Origin of the sequence: Paenarthrobacter sp. NPDC018779, from assembly GCF_044391085.1 — a bacterium.
Taxonomy (GTDB): Bacteria; Actinomycetota; Actinomycetes; order Actinomycetales; family Micrococcaceae; genus Arthrobacter.
In genome coordinates, this window is sequence record NZ_JBIRZS010000005.1 from 72,742 (window position 1) to 90,204 (window position 17,463).

Genomic DNA, 17,463 nt, shown 5'->3' on the forward strand with positions numbered 1-17,463 from the left:
AACAGCGGGACCTAAACTGAGAGAACCACCAATGTCTAGTTCATCGACGGAATCAGTGGAACTGAACACCGCACAGGTAAAGGTCGTCACAGCCGACGGCAAGATGGTGCGCAAGGCGACGATCGCCGGCACCATGGGCTCCTTCGTGGAGTGGTACGACTACGGCATTTACGGGCTCCTGACCACGTACCTTGCCATCAACATCATGGGTTCCAAGGATCTCGGGTCCCTGCTGCTGACCAACGTAGGCTTCCTGGTCAGCTTCCTGGCCCGCCCCTTCGGAAGCGTTATCTGCGGTTATCTGGGCGACAAGCTGGGCCGCAAGAACCTGCTGTCCATGCTGCTCCTCCTCATCTCCGGCGCCACCGCCTGCATCGGCCTCATCCCGTCGTCGTCGGTCATTGGCTGGGCGGCCCCTGCGCTGCTGATTCTCTTCCGCATCCTGCAGGGCTTCTCCGCAGGCGGCGAAGTGGCGGGCGCCATGGCGTTCGTTGGGGAGTATGCGCACAACAAGCACCGCAACTACTCCATGAGCTTCATCGCCGTGGGCTCCTTCTGCGCCCTGTTGTTCGGCAGCGCCTTCTCCGCGACGCTGATCACCACCCTCGGTGACGCCACCATGGAATCCTGGGCCTGGCGGATTCCGTTCCTGTTCGCGCTTCCGCTCGGCTATGTGGGCTACTACATCCGTTCCAAGATGGAAGACACCCCGCATTTCGCAGCACTCCGTGAACGCAATGAAGTAGAGCGCAACCCCCTGCGCGCGGTCTTCACGTCCAAGCGCCACCTGAAGGCCATCGCTCTGACCATCTTCCTGCCGGCGTTGAACGGCCCCGGCTACTACCTGCTGTTCGCCTACATGCCTACGTACCTGAAGACCCAGCTGGGCTCCGGCAACAACTTCTCCATGGTCCAGGCATTGCTGGTGACGGCCGTCAGCCTGGTTGCCATCATCATCTCCATCCCGCTGATGGCCCGCCTCTCTGACCGCATCGGACGCAAGCCGGTGCTGGCACTGTCCGCAGTCCTCATGGCCCTGGTCTCCTACCCGATGTTCGCCATGATCACCACCGGCAACATGGGCCTGGCCTGCATCGCCACCATCGTCATGGCCATCGCGTTCTCCGGCCACGCCGCCGTGGTCCACACGGTCCTGACGGAAATGTTCCCCACCACGGTCCGCTACAGCGCCTACAGCATCGGCTTCAGCCTCAGCACCATCATCTTCGGTGGCAGCGCTCCGCTGATCATGACCGAGATCATCAAGGCCACCAGCAACAGCATGGTTCCGGCCTACGCCTCGATCGGCACGGCCATCATCACCCTGGTTTCAGTGTTCTTCCTGAAGGAAACCAAGGGACAGCCGCTGGCCACCCACTAACAAAACCCGTACGACGGCGGCCTGCCGCCATTGCTGCCAGGCCGCCGTCGTTGGACCATAAAGCACCACACGAAAACCATTGGGAGTCACCTTGGGCATCAACTCAGTCGCCGTCGTTGCAGACCTCGGCGAAAGCTACGGAAACTACACAATCGGCGACGACGACGCCCTGCTGGGCCTGGTCACGGCCTCCAACATTGCCTGCGGCTTCCACGCCGGCGATCCCCGCGTTATGGACGCCACCGTCAAGGCCTGCGTGGAACGCGGCATCGAACTGGGCGCGCACCCGGGCTACCCGGACCTGGTGGGCTTCGGCCGCCGCCTGATCGAGGCCAGCGAAGAGGAAATCCGCACGGACGTGCTGTACCAGATCGGTGCCCTTGACGCCTTCGCCCGGATCCACGGCGGCAAGATCAGCCATGTTGCCCCGCACGGCCGCATGGGCAGCATCGCCCAGACCGACGCGAAGCACGCCCGCGCCATCACGGACGCCATCAAGGCCTACGACCCGTCCTACATCGTGATCTGCCAGAACGGCCTGCTCGCCGAAGAATCCCGCAAGCGCGGACTCGAGGTTGGCTACGTCTTCCTGGCCGACCGCGGCTACGGCGAAGACGGCATGCCGGTGTCCCGCAACACCGAGGGCGCCCTGCTGCACGACCCGGAGGAAATCGGCCGCCGCGTCGTCCAGGTGGTGACCGAAGGAACGGTTCGCGCCGTCACCGGCAAGGTTGTCCCGCTCGGCCACGATGCCGACGTCGTGCTCCTCCACGGCGACCACCCGCAGGTCCTGGAGAACGGCACCGCCCTCCGCGCCGCGTTGGACAAGGCCGGAGTCAAGGCAACCGGGCTGCAGGAAGTGCTGGCCGAAAAGGCCAGGCTCGCCACCGTCTGAGCTACCCGACGAACAAGCCAAGGACCCATGAGCACGCACCCAGAGCCCGGACAATTGCCGGACATCAAGGCCGTCCCGTTCGGTGATTCCGCGCTGATGGTCAGCGTGGCGTCCGGCACAGCGGAGGAACGGCAGGCCGGCAGCCGCCGGATCCGCGAAATCCTCCTGGACGTGCGGCCCCATGGCCTGCAGGACGTGGTGGCCGGCGTCGACTCCATCCTGGTGGAGTTCGACTGCCTCGCCGTCGGCCACGCCCAGCTTGCCCAAACCATCCGGCTCGCGGCAGCTGGCCGGTTCCAGCAGGAAAACGGGCAGGCCGATGGCAAGCACTTTGTGATTCCGCTGGTGGTCAACGAAGCCTTCGCTCCGGACCTGCCGGATGTGGCTGCGGAGCTGGGCATCAGCCAAGAGGCCGTCCTTGGGCATCTTGAGGATTCGGTGCTTTCGATCAATCTCCTGGCCTCGGCCATGGCACCCATGATGGGCACCGTCCAGTTCCCCGGGCAGGTCAGCCGCTGCAGGGAACCGCGGACCAATGTGGACCCGGGGTCGGTGATGGTGGCGGGAACCAACGCCATCATCCAACCCTTCCCGGGACCCACTGGCTGGAAGGTCATTGGGCGCACTCCACTGACCATCTGCGATATCAGGGAGAATCCGCCCACGTCCTATAAGCCAGGAGACACTGTCCGGTTCAAGGTGGTCCCGGAGTCCGAGTGGGAACGCCTGGAGGGGCACTTCCTGAGGACTGATTCGTACACGATTGAAGGGGCACTCTGATGGTAGAACGCACTGTGACCCTCAAAGTCCGCGAGACTGCCTGGTTGGCCACGTTCCAGGACCTGGGCCGCGAACAGTCAGAAGCCCTTGGTGTCCCTTGCGGCGGTGCGGCCGACCAGCACTCAGCTGCGGTGGCGAACATCCTCGTGGGCAATGACCGGTCCGCTACTGTCCTGGAACTCATGGGCGGCCGGTTTGTTTTCACCACGTCCAAGCCGGTCCTGATCTCCGTCACGGGAGCTCCCGCGGATGTCACTGTCAACGGCAGCGCCGTGGCCATGTGGCAGCCCGTCTGCGTTCCGGCGAAGGGACGGGTGGTGATCGCGAATGCCCGCGGCGGGATGCGGAACTACATGGCCTTCAGCGGGACGCTTGCCACCGATCGCTTCATGGGCAGTGCTGCCCCCGAAGCGCGAATGGGCTTTCCCCAGCAGATCGCCGCGGGCCAGCATCTGGAACTCGGGACCACCTATTCAGGTTTCGAGCACCCCTACCTGACGCAGCCGCTGTTCCGTCTCCCGGTACCCGTTCCTTCCTTTGAAGACCCTCTGTGGACCATCGACATTGTGGAGGGGCCAGAAACGGACGCAGCAGAGGGTATCCGGGAACTCCTTGCTTCCCGCGAGTACACCGTCACTGCCAAGTCCAACCACGTTGGCCTTCGGCTGGACGGCCCGGTGGTGCACCCCGAGGGACTGGGTGAAATCGTGTCCCACGGTGTACCCATCGGCGCCTTCGAGATCCCGCATGGGGACGAGCTCATCATCCTGGGGCGCTACCGGACCCTGACGGCGGGCTACCCGATTGTCGCTTTCGCTACCAAGGCCTCATTGCCCATGTTGGGCCAAGCCCGTCCCGGGCAGCGCATGACGTTCCGCTGGGTGACCCAGGAGCAGGCCGTCGCGGACTACCACGAGTCGCAACGCCTGCTTGGTGTCTTGGAATCACGGGTCCAGAGCCTCTTCGGCGCCGTGGACCTGCCGCATCATTCGCGAAGCGCTTCCGTCCGGGCGGCAGCCTGAGCCTCAAGGGGCCAGGAACACTTGACCTTCGCCCTTCGCAAATGAGAAACTTTTCGCATATGTGATAGCTATCGCAATACTTTCCACATCTGGAGGAACGGAACCATGGGACTTCTCGAAGGCAAAGTCGCCGTCATCACCGGCGCGGGTACGGGCATGGGCCGTTCGACGGCGGAACTGCTCGCAGCCGAAGGCGCACAGGTAGTGCTAGTGGGCCGTCGGCTTTCCGTCCTGGAGGAGGTCGCCTCGGTCATCGCGAACGACGGCGGCAAGGTCACCTCACGCGCCGCGGACATTTCATCCAAGGACGACGTCGACGCCCTGGTTGCATGGGTTTCCGAAAACCTCGGGCCCGTGGACATCCTGGTCAACAACGCCGGGAGCGCCAGCAAGGTGTTGAACGTCCGCTGGATCAGCCAAGAGGAATGGAATAGCGTCCTGGACGTCAACCTCAACGCCGTGTACCTCCTGACGCAGGCCGTACTGCCGGGCATGCTCTCCCGGAACACGGGCACCATCATCACAGTATCCTCGCTCGCAGCGGTCAACCCGAACCTCCTGGGCGGTGCTGCCTACGGTGCAGCAAAGGCCGCGGTCCGGAACTTCATGACCTATCTCCACAACACCTTCCGCAACGAAGGACTCCGTGCCATCACCATCCTTCCCGGTGAAACAGCAACCCCCATCCTGGACAACCGCGCCCGGCCACCCCGGGACGACGAACGCGAAGCGATGGTCCAACCGGAGGATGTTGCCCGCGCCATCCACCTCGTGGCTACCCTTCCCCAGCGCACCGTGGTCCAGGAACTCGTCATTGCACCGACCGTGCAGCGCGATACCTCCGGAGACATCGACATCAGCCGCTGGGCTGGAGCTCCCCAAGAAGACCTCCCCCAGCAGTAGCAACCCCCATCAACTTTCCCTTCCCAACCAGCCGAAGCAGGACTGCCATGACCCCCGAACCATCCACCGCCGTCGCACCCTTCCAGCCTTCCGAGGCGGTGCTGCGTGTCCAGCGCACGTCATTGCGGGTCCAGCAGCCCCAGTCCAAGGGCGACCTTGTGTCCTTGGCCATGGGCGAGCCGGACTTCGACACCCCCGGACAGGTCCGCGCTGCTGCCGCCCGCGCCCTGGAAGAGGGCCACACCCACTACTCGCCGTTGCTCGGCGAGCTGGTGCTTCGCGAGGAGTTGGCTGCCCGTATCGGCCAGCTCCTCGGCGAAGTGGCCAGCCCCGCGGACGTGCTCATCACCCAGGGCGGAACGGCCGGCCTGTCCGCTGCGATCCTGGGCATCGTCAACCCCGGCGACAAGGTGGTCATCCCGGACCCCACCTACTCGCTGTATGCCGACCTGGTGAGCATGGCCGGCGGCACCACTGTTGCTGTTCCGTTGGCCGATGACCTCCACTGGGACCTTGATGCCCTGGCGTCCGCGTTGCAAGGCGCCAAGATGTTCGTCTTCTGCAACCCCTCCAACCCCACCGGCATTGTCCACTCGCGCCAGGAACTCGAAGCCCTCGCAGACATGGTTGCCGGAACGGACACCCTGGTCCTCTCCGACGAGGCCTACAGCGACCTCGTCTACACCGAGGAACCCTTCACCTCCGCCCTGGAAATCCCCGGCCTGGCAGGCAGGACCATCTACTGCCAGACGTTCTCCAAGAGCTACGCCATGACCGGCTGGCGCGTCGGCTATCTGTGGGGTCCTTCCGACGTCATCGCCTCCGCAGCGCGGGTGCACAACACCTTCAACGGTTCCATGAACACGGCCGTGCAACTGGCAGCGTTGACCGCGCTCAAGACCTGCGGTCCTGACATCAAGCGCATGCACGCCTCCTACGCCGAACGCCGCCAACTCATGTTCGACGGCCTCAGCAAGATCCCCGGCCTCACGGTCAGTTCCCCCGAAGGCGCCTTCTACCTCTTCCCCAAGTACGACGTTGACCTCCCCGCTGCCCAGATGGTGGCCCACCTGCGCGAATTCGGCGTGGCCGTACGTCCAGGCAGCGAGTTTGGGCGCAACGGCGAACACCACCTGCGGCTTTCCTACGCCGCCAGCGCTGAGGCGATCGCTGCCGGCGTCGAACGTCTTGCTGCAGGCCTCGCGGCCCTCAGGCAGGATGCGTGACCCTGCTCGACCCACCGGCAGGGCTGCGCGTTGACATGCAGCGAAACCGGATGCTTTTGGTAGACGCGGCCGGCCGGCTCTTCGGAGCCGGCCGCTCGGCTACCATGTCGCAAATCGCCGCGGAAGCCGGAATTTCCACGGCCACGGCGTATCGGCACTTCGCATCGGTGGACGACGCGCTGGCGGCATACCGGTTCGAGGTGGGCCGCGAACTGCTGGAGTTCAGCCGAACCCAGACCTCGGCCGGCCTCGAATTGCTGGAAGCCGTGTGCGCCAAATGGGTGCACTTGGTGGTCCAGCACGGCGAGTCCATGATCCATACGCGGTCCGCCGAAGGCTACCTGGCCCGCGTCAAGGCGGGCGCGTACTACCTGACCGTCCAGGCCGATGCCCTGGCCACACCACTGCGGGAAGCCTGCCGGGAACTCGGTATTCCGCATCCAGGGGACGAGGCGCTCTTCCTGTGGAACGGCTTCTTCGACCCCCGTGAAATCAACGATCTCATCCAGAGCCTGCACCTCACGGCCGAGCAAGCCTCCGCCCGATTGGTCAGGACCTTCACGGCCGCCCTGACAGGGTGGTCCGCTTCCAGGACCTAAGCTTGAGGAGACGAAAGGGTGCCCATCAATGCGTAGTGACACACAGCGCAACCGCCGACAACTGGTCAAGGCAGCGGGTCAGCTTTTCGCGTCCCGCCGCGGTCCCATCAGCATGACGGACGTCGCCAAGCATGCCGAAATATCCACGGCCACCGCTTACCGGCACTTTCCTTCAGTCGAGGACATCCTGGCCGAGTACCGCTTCGGCGTTGGTGAGAAACTGCGCGACTACAGCCTCAAGCAGCAGGAGCTGACCGGCGTCGAACTTTTGACCACGGTGAGCCGCAAGTGGGTGGACCTGGTCACGCGCCACGGCGGCGCCATGCTTTACACGCGTTCCGGCGAGGGCTACCTGGCCCGACTTCGTTCGGGTGCCTTCTACCTGACAGTCCAGGCAGACGCCCTGGAACGTCCCTTGCGCGAAGCGTGCGAGGAACTGGGCCTGCCGCCGATCGGCGATGAGGCGATGTTCCTGTGGAATATCCTGTTCGATCCCCGCGAAATCCTTGACCTCATCAACACTGTGGGGCTCACCAAGGACCAGGCCACCGCGCGGCTGATTGCAGCGTTGAAGGGTGCCCTGGCGGGTTGGAGTGCGGACCGCGGACAGGCCTGAATTTCCCGTAACACCAAAAAGCCGGACCCGCGGGTCCGGCTTTTTCACTGCCTACAGGGCAACTGGCCTGATCAGTTCACGGATCCGCTCAGCTGGCAGTGATATCAAAGCTGCGATGCGGAAGACGTCCATGTGCCCGGCTTCCAGGCATTCCAGGACGTCGCTGCGGAGGCTCTCCACGCTTTGCTCCTTGTCCTTGAGAGCGTGCTCGAGTTGCTTCGCGACGGCGGCAAGCCCGGAAAGGTGCCATTCCTGCGGTGCCCCGGAGAAGTGGAGGTCCTGGTAGGCCCCTCCGAGCCTCTTGACGTCGGCGGCCCGGATTCCCACAACAGCGGAAACAGCAGCCAGGGAAACCTTGTCCGCCAGCGCCGCGGCGATGGCCTCGTTCCGGCGGCCCAGGAGTGTGCGGATGTGGCTGTCGATGCGGGCGCGGGGCACCCTGGACCCGGCGAGACGCAGTTCAAGGGACGTCAGCCGGGGCTGGTGCGGCGTGACTCGCCTGCGCGGCCGCGCCTCAGCTACGTAGGTCACGGTGCGTGAGGCCCTGGACCAGGTGCCAGACAACCGCTTCATTCCGGTGCGTCGGCATGATGCTGCCTTCAAGCACCTGCAGGCTTGGGCCAACCTGGCCTACGGGAGTCCACAGGCCACTGACCGGGCAGTGGCTTCCGGTTCCGGCGACGTACCGGCACCGGTGCTGGTGGCCAACTGAATGTTCTCCAACGATGCGACGCATCACATGCCTCCGGGGATTGGGGAGTTTGCTGGGAAACTCGGGGAAATCTGATGGATTAAGCGTATGTCGCAGGTCACTCAAAAGCAATAAACTTTTCTCATTTGTTTAAGTTTTCTCATGGTCGCCTGAAGGGCTGGGCAGCCTCGGAACCATAGGCACCCGGTGTGGGCCGATAGCTTTCACATATGGAAAAGCCCTTGACTGGAGCGCCCTGCGTCTGCGAATCTTTTCTCAAATATGATTTTTTGGATCATCCGTCTGCAACGGCGCGACCGGAAGGAACTTCCACATGACCACTGCTCCCCACCCACCCATGGTTGTCATGGGCGTCTCCGGATGCGGCAAATCCACTGTCGGCTCACTGCTCGGCGAACGGCTCGGCATGGTTTTCCAGGATGGCGACCACCTGCACCCCGCCGCCAACAAGGCCAAGATGGGAGCCGGCATCCCGTTGGATGATGCGGACAGGAAACCATGGCTTGAAGAAATCGGCCGGGTACTCCGGGATTCTTCGGACGCGGGCACCCCGATGATCATCGCCTGCTCCGCCTTAAAGCGCAGTTACCGCGACCTGCTGCGGGAGCACGTTCCCGGCGTCGTCTTCGTTCACCTCAATGGCGACCGCGCGACCCTCCTGGCCCGCATGAATGCCCGCGACCACGAGTTCATGCCCTCCAGCCTCCTGGACTCCCAGCTCAGCACCCTCGAACCACTGGAACACGATGAGCAGCACGTGCTCGCAGACATCACGCTTGCGCCCAGCCCCTTGGTTGATGCCATCTGCGATCGGCTCTCCGTGCTCACGCTGCCGGTTGGGGCTAGCGTTGAGGGATGACCTCTGAGTTCAGGTACGACGTCGATGTACTGCACCTTTTGATCTCGCCCGCGCACGCCTACTTCGGGCGGGCGCGGGAAGGAGCAGCCGACGTTCCTACTCTTGATGCCGCAACCGCGGAACTCGTGGCAGGCAAGGGCATCGTGGGCGACCGGTTCTTCGGTAAGGCCGCCCACATGGACGCAGCGGTGACCGTCTTCGCCGTCGAAGCGCTTGAGGCAATCGCAGCAGAACTCGACGCCGGCCCTTTCGATCCGCTGCTGACCCGCCGGAACGTGGTGGTCCGCGGCGCCGAACTTGCTCCTTTGCTGGGCCATGAGTTCGTCCTCGAATCGGGCGGCGATTCCGTGACTTTGAAGGCCGGACGCCCAGCCCATCCCTGCGCTTGGATGGACCAGATGCTCGCGCCGGGAGCCCACAAGGCCATGCGGGGACGGGGTGGTGTTCGCTGCCAGGTAATCTCCGGCGGGTTTCTCCACCGAGGGCCTGCCGTGTTGGTGAGCCCGGTAGCCCTCGAGCCCGCGCGGGCCGGCGAGGCGACGGTACTGAGGCCATCGAGGCTGCCGTAGCCGGGCATCGGTCGGCCCAAGGCGTCACCCTAGGTCAATCCCACATCCGGAAGGCACGTACCCCCGCGACCAACTTTGCGCCGGCCCCCGACGCCGACGCCAATCCCACATCCAACACGCGTGTACCCCCACGACCAGCTTTGGGCTGACGCAGCCCTTAGTTCAACCCAAACCAGTTGAATAGGGCTGTCTTGGGCGTCAAAGTGGGTCGTGGAGGCACGCCGGCCGCGGCGGAAGCCTCTCGCCCGACGCCGGGTTCAGTGTCAAAGTGGGTCGTGGCGGCACACGGGCAGCAACTCTCACCGGAAGTTGCGACCTGGCTCTGTCTCATTCGGGTGGCCCACTTCGACCCTTTCAATCAGCACTCGCCCCGACCCCTTGCCCTTCTTGGCCGGCTGTACCACCGCGTACCAGATGCGGCCACTATGCGTGAACTTGTACTGATACCGCGCGTATTCCACCCCTTGGTAGGTCAGGCTCTGAAACCTGCCCCGCAAGATGTAGCAAAGTCCCGGCTGTTCCAAACCCGGCGTGTTCGTCAGGTAGTCCCATGCATCAGTCAGAGTATTGCGGGCGGTGGCTCGGGCGTCCTGCCATCCTTTCTCCGCCTCACGGGTGATGAATTCAAGAACATAATCTGTGCTTTTCCCCGGCCTTGCAACGCCGTCGGTCTTCGACAAGCTACGGACCCTCGACCACAACGGGCCGGTCGAAATAGACGAGGTCCACATTGCCCACAGGGATTCCCTCCGCCACGGCCGAGGCAGTTGCCTCCCAAGCTGAAATCACCACGCCCAGCCGGCCAAAAAAGCCGACAGCCGCACATCCTCTGGCCACATCCACAATCTCCGCAGCGAATTCCTCCTGCTCTTCACCGGAGAGGAAGGTCAGCCACGGGAACGGGAGCCGAAGCCGGGTTATGAAGTCCCCTTCGCCGAGTGAGGCCGCAATAAGAGCAGAAGCCAACTGCAGGCCTTGCCGATCATTGCGATGATCGCTTGCCTTGGAAACGATCAGGTCTTCTTTGCCGCGGCGGGTCACCACAATGTCACCCTCATCGATGTGCGACAAGACCTCCTTCGGCTCGCGAAGGAGTTGCGTGAAGGTGGCGGTTGTAGTCATGGAGAATAGTTTATCTGATAAACATCAGATAAACATCCAACGGTGAGGGGACCAGCACCGTGAACCCGGCGCCTCAAGAACGTCAGGAGGGCTCGTACTGACTTTCTACCCCAAGTGCAGCCGCTATGGCCTTGAGGCCGACAGAGGCGCGTACCGCCACGACCTACTTTGGGCTGAGGAAGCCCCTAGTTCAACCCAAACCAGTTGGATAGTGCTGGCTTGGGCTTCAAAGTGGGTAGTGAAGGCACGCTGGCCGCGGCGGAAGACGGTTGGCCGACGCGGCGTCCGGCTGCAAAGTAGGTCGTGGCGGCACGCCGGCCGCGGCGGAAGTCGGTTGCCAGACGCTGCGTCCGGCTGCAAATGAGTCGTGGCGGCACGCGGAGAAGGTCGGGGAAAGACAGTCCGGCAACGCAGGCGATCGGCAGCAAACGGGAGCCCTCAGACTTCCGCAGCCGGGGCCGCGAACTGGGCTTCGTACAGCCTGGAATACGCGCCACCCGTTGAAAGCAACTCGGTGTGGGTCCCCTGCTCCACGATCTGCCCCGCCTCCATCACCAGGATGAGGTCGGCGTCGCGGATGGTGGAGAGCCGGTGGGCGATGACAAAGCTGGTGCGGTCCGAGCGCAGGGCGTTCATGGCTTTCTGGACCAACACCTCGGTTCGGGTATCCACGGAGCTGGTGGCCTCGTCCAGGATCAGCACCGAGGGACGGGACAGGAAAGCCCGGGCGATGGTGAGCAATTGCTTCTCCCCCGCTGAAACGTTGCTGCCCTCGTCGTCCAGGACGGTGTCGTACCCCTCTGGCAGTGAGCGCACGAAACGGTCAACATAGGTGGCCTGTGCAGCTTCCACAATCGAGGACTCCGAAGCATCCGGGCGTCCGTAAGCTATGTTGTCCCGGATGGTCCCGCCGAAGAGCCAGGTGTCCTGGAGGACCATGCCCATCCGCGAGCGCAGTTCCTGCCGGGACATGGTGGAGATGTCCACACCGTCCAAGGTGATCCGACCGCCGTCGAGCTCGTAGAAGCGCATCATGAGGTTCACCAGCGTGGTCTTGCCCGCGCCGGTGGGCCCAACAATGGCGATGCTCTGGCCAGGTTCGGCCACCAGGTCCAGGTTCTTGATGAGCGGCTTGTCCGGCGAGTAGCTGAAGGAAACGTTCTCGAACACGAGCCGGCCCCGGCCACCCACAGCATCAGAACCGACGGGCTCCGGAGACTCTTCTTCTTCATCCAGCAAGTCGAACACCCGCTCGGCGGAGGCAACGCCGGATTGCAGCATGTTGGCCATGGACCCAAGCTGTGCCAGCGGCATGGTGAACTGCCGGGAATACTGGATGAAAGCCTGGACGTCACCGAGTTGCATGGCACCGGAGGCAACCTGGAGGCCGCCCACCACGGCGATGCCCACGTAGACGAGGTTCCCGATGAACGTCATGGCCGGCATGATGAGGCCACTGACAAACTGGGCCCCGAAGCTCGCCTGGTACAGCTCGGAATTCTTCGAACGGAAGCGTTCCTGCACCTCGTTCTGCCGCCCGAACACCTTCACCAGTGCATGCCCGGTGTAGGTTTCTTCGATCTGTCCGTTGAGTTCGCCGGTGTTCTTCCACTGGGCGACGAAGAGTTTCTGGGAGCGCTTGGCGATCAGCACGGTGGTCCCCAGGGTCAGCGGAATAGTGACCAGGGCAATCAGTGCCAGCAGCGGCGAGAGGATGAACATCATCACCAGTACGCCCAGCACTGTCAGGAGGGAGGAGACCACCTGACTGATGGATTGTTGGAGGCTTTGGGAGATGTTGTCGACGTCGTTGGTGACCCGGCTCAGGAGTTCACCGCGTTGGATGGAGTCGAAGTAGCGCAGGGGTAGCCGGTGGATCTTGGCTTCGATCCGCTCGCGCAGCCGGTAGACGGTCCGTTGGACCACGCCGTTGAGTACGTACGCCTGCATCCACCCGAACCCTGCGGCAAGGACGTACAGCGCCAGCGCCCACAAAAGCACGGAGGACAGGGCCGCAAAGTCGATCCCGACCCCGGGTGTCAGGGTCATGGCACTGAGCATGTCGGCTTTGGCGTTGTCACCGGAGGCACGCAACCCCGCAATGACCTGATCCTTGGTAACCCCCGCCGGAAGCTGTTTGGAGACGACGCCGGCAAAGATCAGGTTGGTGCCTTCGCCAAGGAGGCGTGGGCCTATGACGTTCAAGGCCACACTGGCCACGGCAAAGACCACCACCAGTCCAAGCCAGAACCGCTCCGGCTGCAAGGTGCCCAGCAGACGGCGGGTGGATCCCCCGAAGTTGGAGGCTTTCTCCGCCGGGATGTTCATTCCAGCGAAGGGGCCGCCCCTGCCCGGACCCATGGCTGGACGCTGCGGCCCGCGGGTGACGGTGCTCATGCTGCCTCCTCCGCTGCGAGCTGGGAGGACACGATCTCCCGGTAGGTTTCGGAAGTCTCCAACAACTCATGGTGCGTTCCCTGCCCAACGATCCTGCCGTCGTCGAGTACCAGGATCTGGTCCGCGTCCGCGATGCTGGAGACGCGCTGGGCGATAATCACCAGCGTGGCGCCGCTGGTGTGCTGCTTGAGGGCCTGGCGGAGCCGCGCATCCGTGGCGGTGTCCAGGGACGAGAACGAGTCGTCGAAGATGTACAGCTCAGGGCGTTTCACCAGTGCCCGTGCGATGGCCAGGCGTTGGCGCTGCCCACCGGAGACGTTGGTTCCGCCTTGCGAGATGGGAGCGTCCAGCCCGCCCTCCATCTGCTCCACGAAATCGCGGGCTTGGGCTACTGAGAGAGCCTGCCAGAGTTCATCGTCCGTGGCGTCCGGCTTGCCATAAAGGAGGTTGCTGCGGACCGTGCCGGAGAAGAGGTAGGGCTTCTGCGGCACCAGGCCGATGTGGCCCCACAACAGGTCCGGGTGCAGTTCGCGGATGTCCACGCCGTCCATGCTCACCGAACCGGAGGTCACGTCGAACAGCCGCGGCATCAGGTTCACCAGGGTGGTCTTGCCGGCTCCGGTGCTGCCGATGATCGCGGTGGTCCGGCCAGCCAACGCGGTGAAGGACACCCCGCTCAGGACCGGCTGCTCGGCACCCGGGTAGGCGAATCCGACGTCGTGCATTTCCAGCTGGCCGCTGCGGCGGCCGGTGAGGGAAACAGGGTTCGACGGCGGCAGGACACTTGAGTCGGTGTCCAGCACCTCGCCGATGCGGTCGGCGGAGACGGAAGCGCGCGGGATCATGACTGCCATGAACGTCGCCATCATGACGGACATGAGGATCTGCATGAGGTAGCTCAGGAACGCGATCAACGTGCCCACCTGCATGGAGCCGTCCTCGATCCTGAAGGACCCGAACCAGATCACGGCCACGCTGGAAACGTTCATCACCAACATGACCACGGGGAACATGAGGCTCATCAAACGGCCGGCCCGTAGCGCAACGTCCGTGACGTCGTCGTTCGCTTTGCCGAAGCGCGCCGATTCCATGTCTTCCCGCACGAACGCCCGCACCACGCGGATACCGGTAAGCTGTTCGCGGAGGACGCGGTTCACGGCGTCGATCCGAATCTGCATCTTGCGGAATAACGGCACCATGCGCGTCACGATCAAGCCAACACAAACCAGCAGCACCGGCACGCATACGGCGATCAGCCAGGACAACTGCGCGTCCTGCCGAACGGCCATGATCACGCCACCAATGCTCAGCATCGGGGCCGCGACCATGAGCGTGCAGGACATCAACACCAGTTGCTGGACCTGTTGGACGTCGTTGGTGGAGCGGGTGATCAGCGAGGCCGCGCCGAAGCGGGTGACCTCCTGCTCGGAGAATTCGCCCACGCGGCTGAAGATCGCATCCCGGACATCGCGGCCCATGCTCATGGCCGCCTTGGCTCCGAAGTAGACGGCGATGACGGCACAGGCGATCTGCAGCAGGGTGATCAGGAGCATGAGTCCGCCCATGCGCAGGATGTAGCCGGTGTCCCCCACGGCCACGCCGTTGTCGATGATGTCGGCGTTGAGCGTCGGCAGGTACAGCGACGCTATTGACTGCGCGAGTTGGAATACGACGACGGCGATCAGCAGCCGCTGATGCGGCCGCAGGAAACGAACAAGGACTTTCCAAAGCATGCGGTCTCCCAAGCCCGTGGCAAGGGTCCGCCAGAACGTGGTGGACCGAAGGCCAGTTTACGTCTGGTTGCTGTGGGCAACTAGGGGGAATTCAGTAGGCTGGAAACGTTCCACCCCAGAACCGCTACGAAGGGACCGAAGTCTTGGCTTACATCACCGTCGGAAACGAAAACAGCACTGAGATTGAGCTCTATTACGAGGATCATGGGTCGGGACAGGCAGTGGTTCTGATCCACGGCTACCCGCTGGATGGTTCGTCCTGGGAGAAGCAAACCGCGGCACTTCTGGACGCCGGCTACCGGGTCATCACCTACGACCGCCGCGGTTTCGGCAAGTCCAGCAAGCCCACCGTTGGCTACGACTACGACACGTTCGCCGCGGACCTCAAGACCGTCCTGGAAACCCTGGACCTGAACGACGCCGTGCTGGTGGGCTTCTCCATGGGCACCGGCGAGGTTGCCCGGTACATCGCCACGTACGGTTCCGCCCGCGTTGCCAAGGCCGTGTTCCTCGGCTCGCTGGAACCCTTCCTTTTGAAGACGGACGACAACCCGGACGGAGTTCCGCAGGACGTCTTCGACGGACTGGCCCAAGCCGTCAAGGCCGACCGCTACGCGTTCTTCACCGAGTTCTTCAAGAACTTCTACAACAGCGATACCTTCCTGGGCACCGAGCGCCTGAGCCAGGAATCCGTTGACGCAAGCTGGAACCTGGCCTCCCAGTCCGGCGCCTTTGCTTCGGTCGCCGCCCAGCCCACCTGGGTGACGGACTTCCGGGCGGACATCCCCAAGATCGATGTTCCCGCGCTGATCGTCCACGGCACAGCGGACAACATCCTGCCCATCGACGCCACGGGCCGCCGGTTCAAGGATGCCCTGCCCAGCGCCGAGTACCTCGAGATCGAGGGCGCGCCGCACGGCCTCCTCTGGACGCACGGAGCCGAGATCAACCAGGCCTTGCTGGGCTTCCTGAAGAAGTAGCCCCTCCGCCCGGAAGATGCCCCCGAAGCTGCTGCTTCGGGGGCATCTTGCCTACTTCTTGAGGCGGAGTTTGCGCGCCTTCTTTCCGCTGCGCAGATACTCCTTTTCGGAAGCCTCGGCCACTGCCCGTTCGGCTTCGTGGAGCAGCCCGTACGTGAAGGCTGCGTTGCCCGCTTGCTCAGCGGAGCCTAGTTTCAGAAGTTCAGCACGGGCAACGGCACTGTCCTGGTGCTCGCCGAGGATCCGCTGGACTTCATGCGCGGCATCGGAAAGCTTTGCGGCACGCTTGCCATGGATGCTCTCGACGGCGGCCGCCGCAAACCGCAACTTCTTGGCCGCCTTCCGGACGTCGTGGAACGCTTTGTCACGTGCGGGCCCGACGGCGGTACCCACGGCCGCGTCGTGACGCTTGGCCAGGCGCTTGGCCGCCTTGTTGACGAATTTCCGGGTTGCCTTCCTCGCCCCGGGGGTTACCGACGGGGCAACAGGCGGCGTATCGAGAAAAGCTTCGAGCTCATCGAGCAGCCTGAAGTAACGCGGGCTGTTGAGCCGGGCATGGATGGCGGAGAGGGAGGTGTCCTTCCGGACCTTCATACGCTCGTCCAACTGGTTCTTTAGCGGACCGAGCACCAGTTTTCCGGGCAACTCGTCGAGGGACCTCCGGAAACGCTCATGCAGTACCTCCGCATCCCTGTAACGGCCCAAGGTCTTGGCCAGCGATTGCAGTCCCAATTCGAGCTCCGTTACCGGATAGGACTTGAACAGCTTGCGGTAGCTGTGCAGCACGGAGCGGATCCGCCGGGTCGCAGAGCGCATCTGGTGGACGGCGTCCTCGCGCTCCAGGCGAACGTGTGCGTCCTGCAGCAGCAACATGGCCACCTGTTGATCAAGGTAGTTCAGCACGGGAACCACCGCAGGCCCTTTGCGCTGGGGAATTTCGCGGCCGGTCCCCTTCTCGTTTGGCCACAAGTCGCCGAAGACCGTGGCCAGCTTGGACGTGCGCCCGCTGGGGTTCGCCCCGGTTTTGGCCAAGAGGGTTGCAGCGGCATCGAGGAATTCCTCCCCCGCAGCATCGTCATCGCCGGAGGCCAGCTCCACTTCCCATTCCCGCCAGCTGTGGGCGTGTCCGTCGCCGAGGGAGACCAGCGCGTGCACGTGGTCATCCACGAACTCGGCGAGGCGTCCGCCGTCGGACTGGTATAGCTGGTAGCTGGTGCGTTCAGTGGTGAGCGTTGCCACTGCGGTCACGGCATTGCCCCGGGTGTAGGCAAGGATACGGGACAGAAGCTCCGGTGGAACCGTTTCGGGCTGGCCCAGCGGAGCATGGATTTCGGTTTGTTTGCCGGGGCTGTGCGGGAGCTTGAGGTGCCAGCCGGCGTCGGGTCCGCCGGTTCGCCGCCGCAGGGTGATCCTGCGAGCAGCCAAGGCCAAGTCCTGCGTATCGAAGTAAACGGCTTCCAGCTGATGGGTTGCGGGTTCACCTACCTTGCTGACGCCGTCGATTTTGTGGAGTTCCGGGAGCGGCGTGGAAGCGTCGGCGTCGAACTTTTGCTCTGCTTCCACACTGGTGGACTTGGCCATAAGTGCGGATCCTCCTCGTTTGGAATAGGCGGTGGAAGGCGCCCGTGAAGGCCGGCCCGTTCGCTTGGCCGGCCTTCACGAGGACTTG

At 63.7% G+C, this 17,463-nt stretch carries 18 protein-coding genes; 12 read left to right on the forward strand and 6 right to left on the reverse strand.

From position 1 onward, the window contains the following. Positions 1-31 precede the first annotated feature (31 nt). The 8 genes from ACH488_RS08070 (at position 32) to ACH488_RS08105 (ending at position 7,422) form a co-directional block, all read left to right on the forward strand. Entirely contained in the window at positions 32-1,381 is a 1,350-nt protein-coding gene (locus ACH488_RS08070; protein ID WP_397323403.1) for an MFS transporter, read from the forward strand. Positions 1,382-1,472: 91 nt separating this feature from the next. After that, positions 1,473-2,276, forward strand: a complete 804-nt coding sequence (locus ACH488_RS08075) for a LamB/YcsF family protein (RefSeq protein WP_274262915.1) — start codon at positions 1,473-1,475, stop codon at positions 2,274-2,276. 27 nt (positions 2,277-2,303) lie between these two features. Further along, complete coding sequence (locus tag ACH488_RS08080) at positions 2,304-3,056, forward strand: allophanate hydrolase subunit 1 (protein WP_397323404.1); 753 nt, start codon at positions 2,304-2,306, stop codon at positions 3,054-3,056. Then, positions 3,056-4,078 (forward strand): biotin-dependent carboxyltransferase family protein, encoded by a 1,023-nt coding sequence (locus ACH488_RS08085; RefSeq protein ID WP_397323405.1) that lies wholly within the window; start codon positions 3,056-3,058, stop codon positions 4,076-4,078. Before ACH488_RS08080 ends, ACH488_RS08085 begins: the two co-directional genes overlap by 1 nt. A gap of 105 nt (positions 4,079-4,183) precedes the next feature. Then, entirely contained in the window at positions 4,184-4,981 is a 798-nt protein-coding gene (locus ACH488_RS08090; RefSeq protein WP_397323406.1) for an SDR family oxidoreductase, read from the forward strand. Positions 4,982-5,028: 47 nt separating this feature from the next. Then, entirely contained in the window at positions 5,029-6,207 is a 1,179-nt protein-coding gene (locus tag ACH488_RS08095; RefSeq protein ID WP_397323407.1) for a pyridoxal phosphate-dependent aminotransferase, read from the forward strand. Then, complete coding sequence (locus tag ACH488_RS08100; RefSeq protein WP_397323408.1) at positions 6,204-6,806, forward strand: TetR/AcrR family transcriptional regulator; 603 nt, start codon at positions 6,204-6,206, stop codon at positions 6,804-6,806. Before ACH488_RS08095 ends, ACH488_RS08100 begins: the two co-directional genes overlap by 4 nt. A gap of 28 nt (positions 6,807-6,834) precedes the next feature. After that, positions 6,835-7,422, forward strand: coding sequence for a TetR/AcrR family transcriptional regulator (locus tag ACH488_RS08105; protein ID WP_397323409.1), 588 nt, complete (start codon positions 6,835-6,837; stop codon positions 7,420-7,422). Between the two features lie 51 nt (positions 7,423-7,473). On the opposite strand, the gene ACH488_RS08110 is transcribed toward ACH488_RS08105, so the two are convergent. Continuing rightward, complete coding sequence (locus tag ACH488_RS08110) at positions 7,474-7,953, reverse strand: hypothetical protein (RefSeq protein ID WP_397323411.1); 480 nt, start codon at positions 7,951-7,953, stop codon at positions 7,474-7,476. Between the two features lies 1 nt (position 7,954). Between ACH488_RS08110 and ACH488_RS08115 the strand changes: the two genes are divergently transcribed. The 3 genes from ACH488_RS08115 to ACH488_RS08125 all read left to right on the forward strand — a co-directional run bounded on the left by ACH488_RS08115 (position 7,955) and on the right by ACH488_RS08125 (position 9,562). After that, positions 7,955-8,134 carry a hypothetical protein gene (locus ACH488_RS08115; RefSeq protein ID WP_397323412.1) on the forward strand — a complete coding sequence of 60 codons (180 nt, stop codon included), beginning with the start codon at positions 7,955-7,957 and terminating at the stop codon, positions 8,132-8,134. A gap of 313 nt (positions 8,135-8,447) precedes the next feature. Then, entirely contained in the window at positions 8,448-8,993 is a 546-nt protein-coding gene (locus ACH488_RS08120) for a gluconokinase (RefSeq protein WP_397323413.1), read from the forward strand. Beyond that, the gene (locus ACH488_RS08125; RefSeq protein ID WP_397323414.1) at positions 8,990-9,562 is read left to right on the forward strand and encodes an MOSC domain-containing protein; all 573 of its coding nucleotides are present in this window, start codon (positions 8,990-8,992) and stop codon (positions 9,560-9,562) included. Before ACH488_RS08120 ends, ACH488_RS08125 begins: the two co-directional genes overlap by 4 nt. Before the next feature lie 299 nt (positions 9,563-9,861). Here ACH488_RS08125 and ACH488_RS08130 read toward each other — a convergent pair whose 3' ends face one another. The 4 genes from ACH488_RS08130 to ACH488_RS08145 all read right to left on the reverse strand — a co-directional run bounded on the left by ACH488_RS08130 (position 9,862) and on the right by ACH488_RS08145 (position 14,814). Beyond that, positions 9,862-10,242: a hypothetical protein gene (locus ACH488_RS08130; protein ID WP_397323415.1), complete on the reverse strand. Its 381-nt coding sequence runs from the start codon at positions 10,240-10,242 to the stop codon at positions 9,862-9,864. 1 nt (position 10,243) lies between these two features. Continuing rightward, positions 10,244-10,684, reverse strand: coding sequence for a type II toxin-antitoxin system Phd/YefM family antitoxin (locus ACH488_RS08135; protein WP_397323416.1), 441 nt, complete (start codon positions 10,682-10,684; stop codon positions 10,244-10,246). Positions 10,685-11,122: 438 nt separating this feature from the next. Continuing rightward, positions 11,123-13,081, reverse strand: coding sequence for an ABC transporter ATP-binding protein (locus ACH488_RS08140; RefSeq protein ID WP_397323417.1), 1,959 nt, complete (start codon positions 13,079-13,081; stop codon positions 11,123-11,125). Then, the gene (locus tag ACH488_RS08145) at positions 13,078-14,814 is read right to left on the reverse strand and encodes an ABC transporter ATP-binding protein (RefSeq protein ID WP_397323419.1); all 1,737 of its coding nucleotides are present in this window, start codon (positions 14,812-14,814) and stop codon (positions 13,078-13,080) included. The genes ACH488_RS08140 and ACH488_RS08145 overlap by 4 nt, the downstream gene beginning before the upstream one ends. 143 nt (positions 14,815-14,957) lie before the next feature. Here ACH488_RS08145 and ACH488_RS08150 point away from each other — a divergent pair, with 143 nt between their 5' ends. Beyond that, a complete protein-coding gene (locus tag ACH488_RS08150) occupies positions 14,958-15,794 on the forward strand; it encodes an alpha/beta fold hydrolase (RefSeq protein ID WP_397323421.1) in 837 nt (278 codons plus the stop codon). A 51-nt stretch (positions 15,795-15,845) separates the two neighbouring features. On the opposite strand, the gene ACH488_RS08155 is transcribed toward ACH488_RS08150, so the two are convergent. Next, positions 15,846-17,375, reverse strand: coding sequence for a CHAD domain-containing protein (locus ACH488_RS08155; protein WP_397323423.1), 1,530 nt, complete (start codon positions 17,373-17,375; stop codon positions 15,846-15,848). Positions 17,376-17,463: the final 88 nt, after the last annotated feature.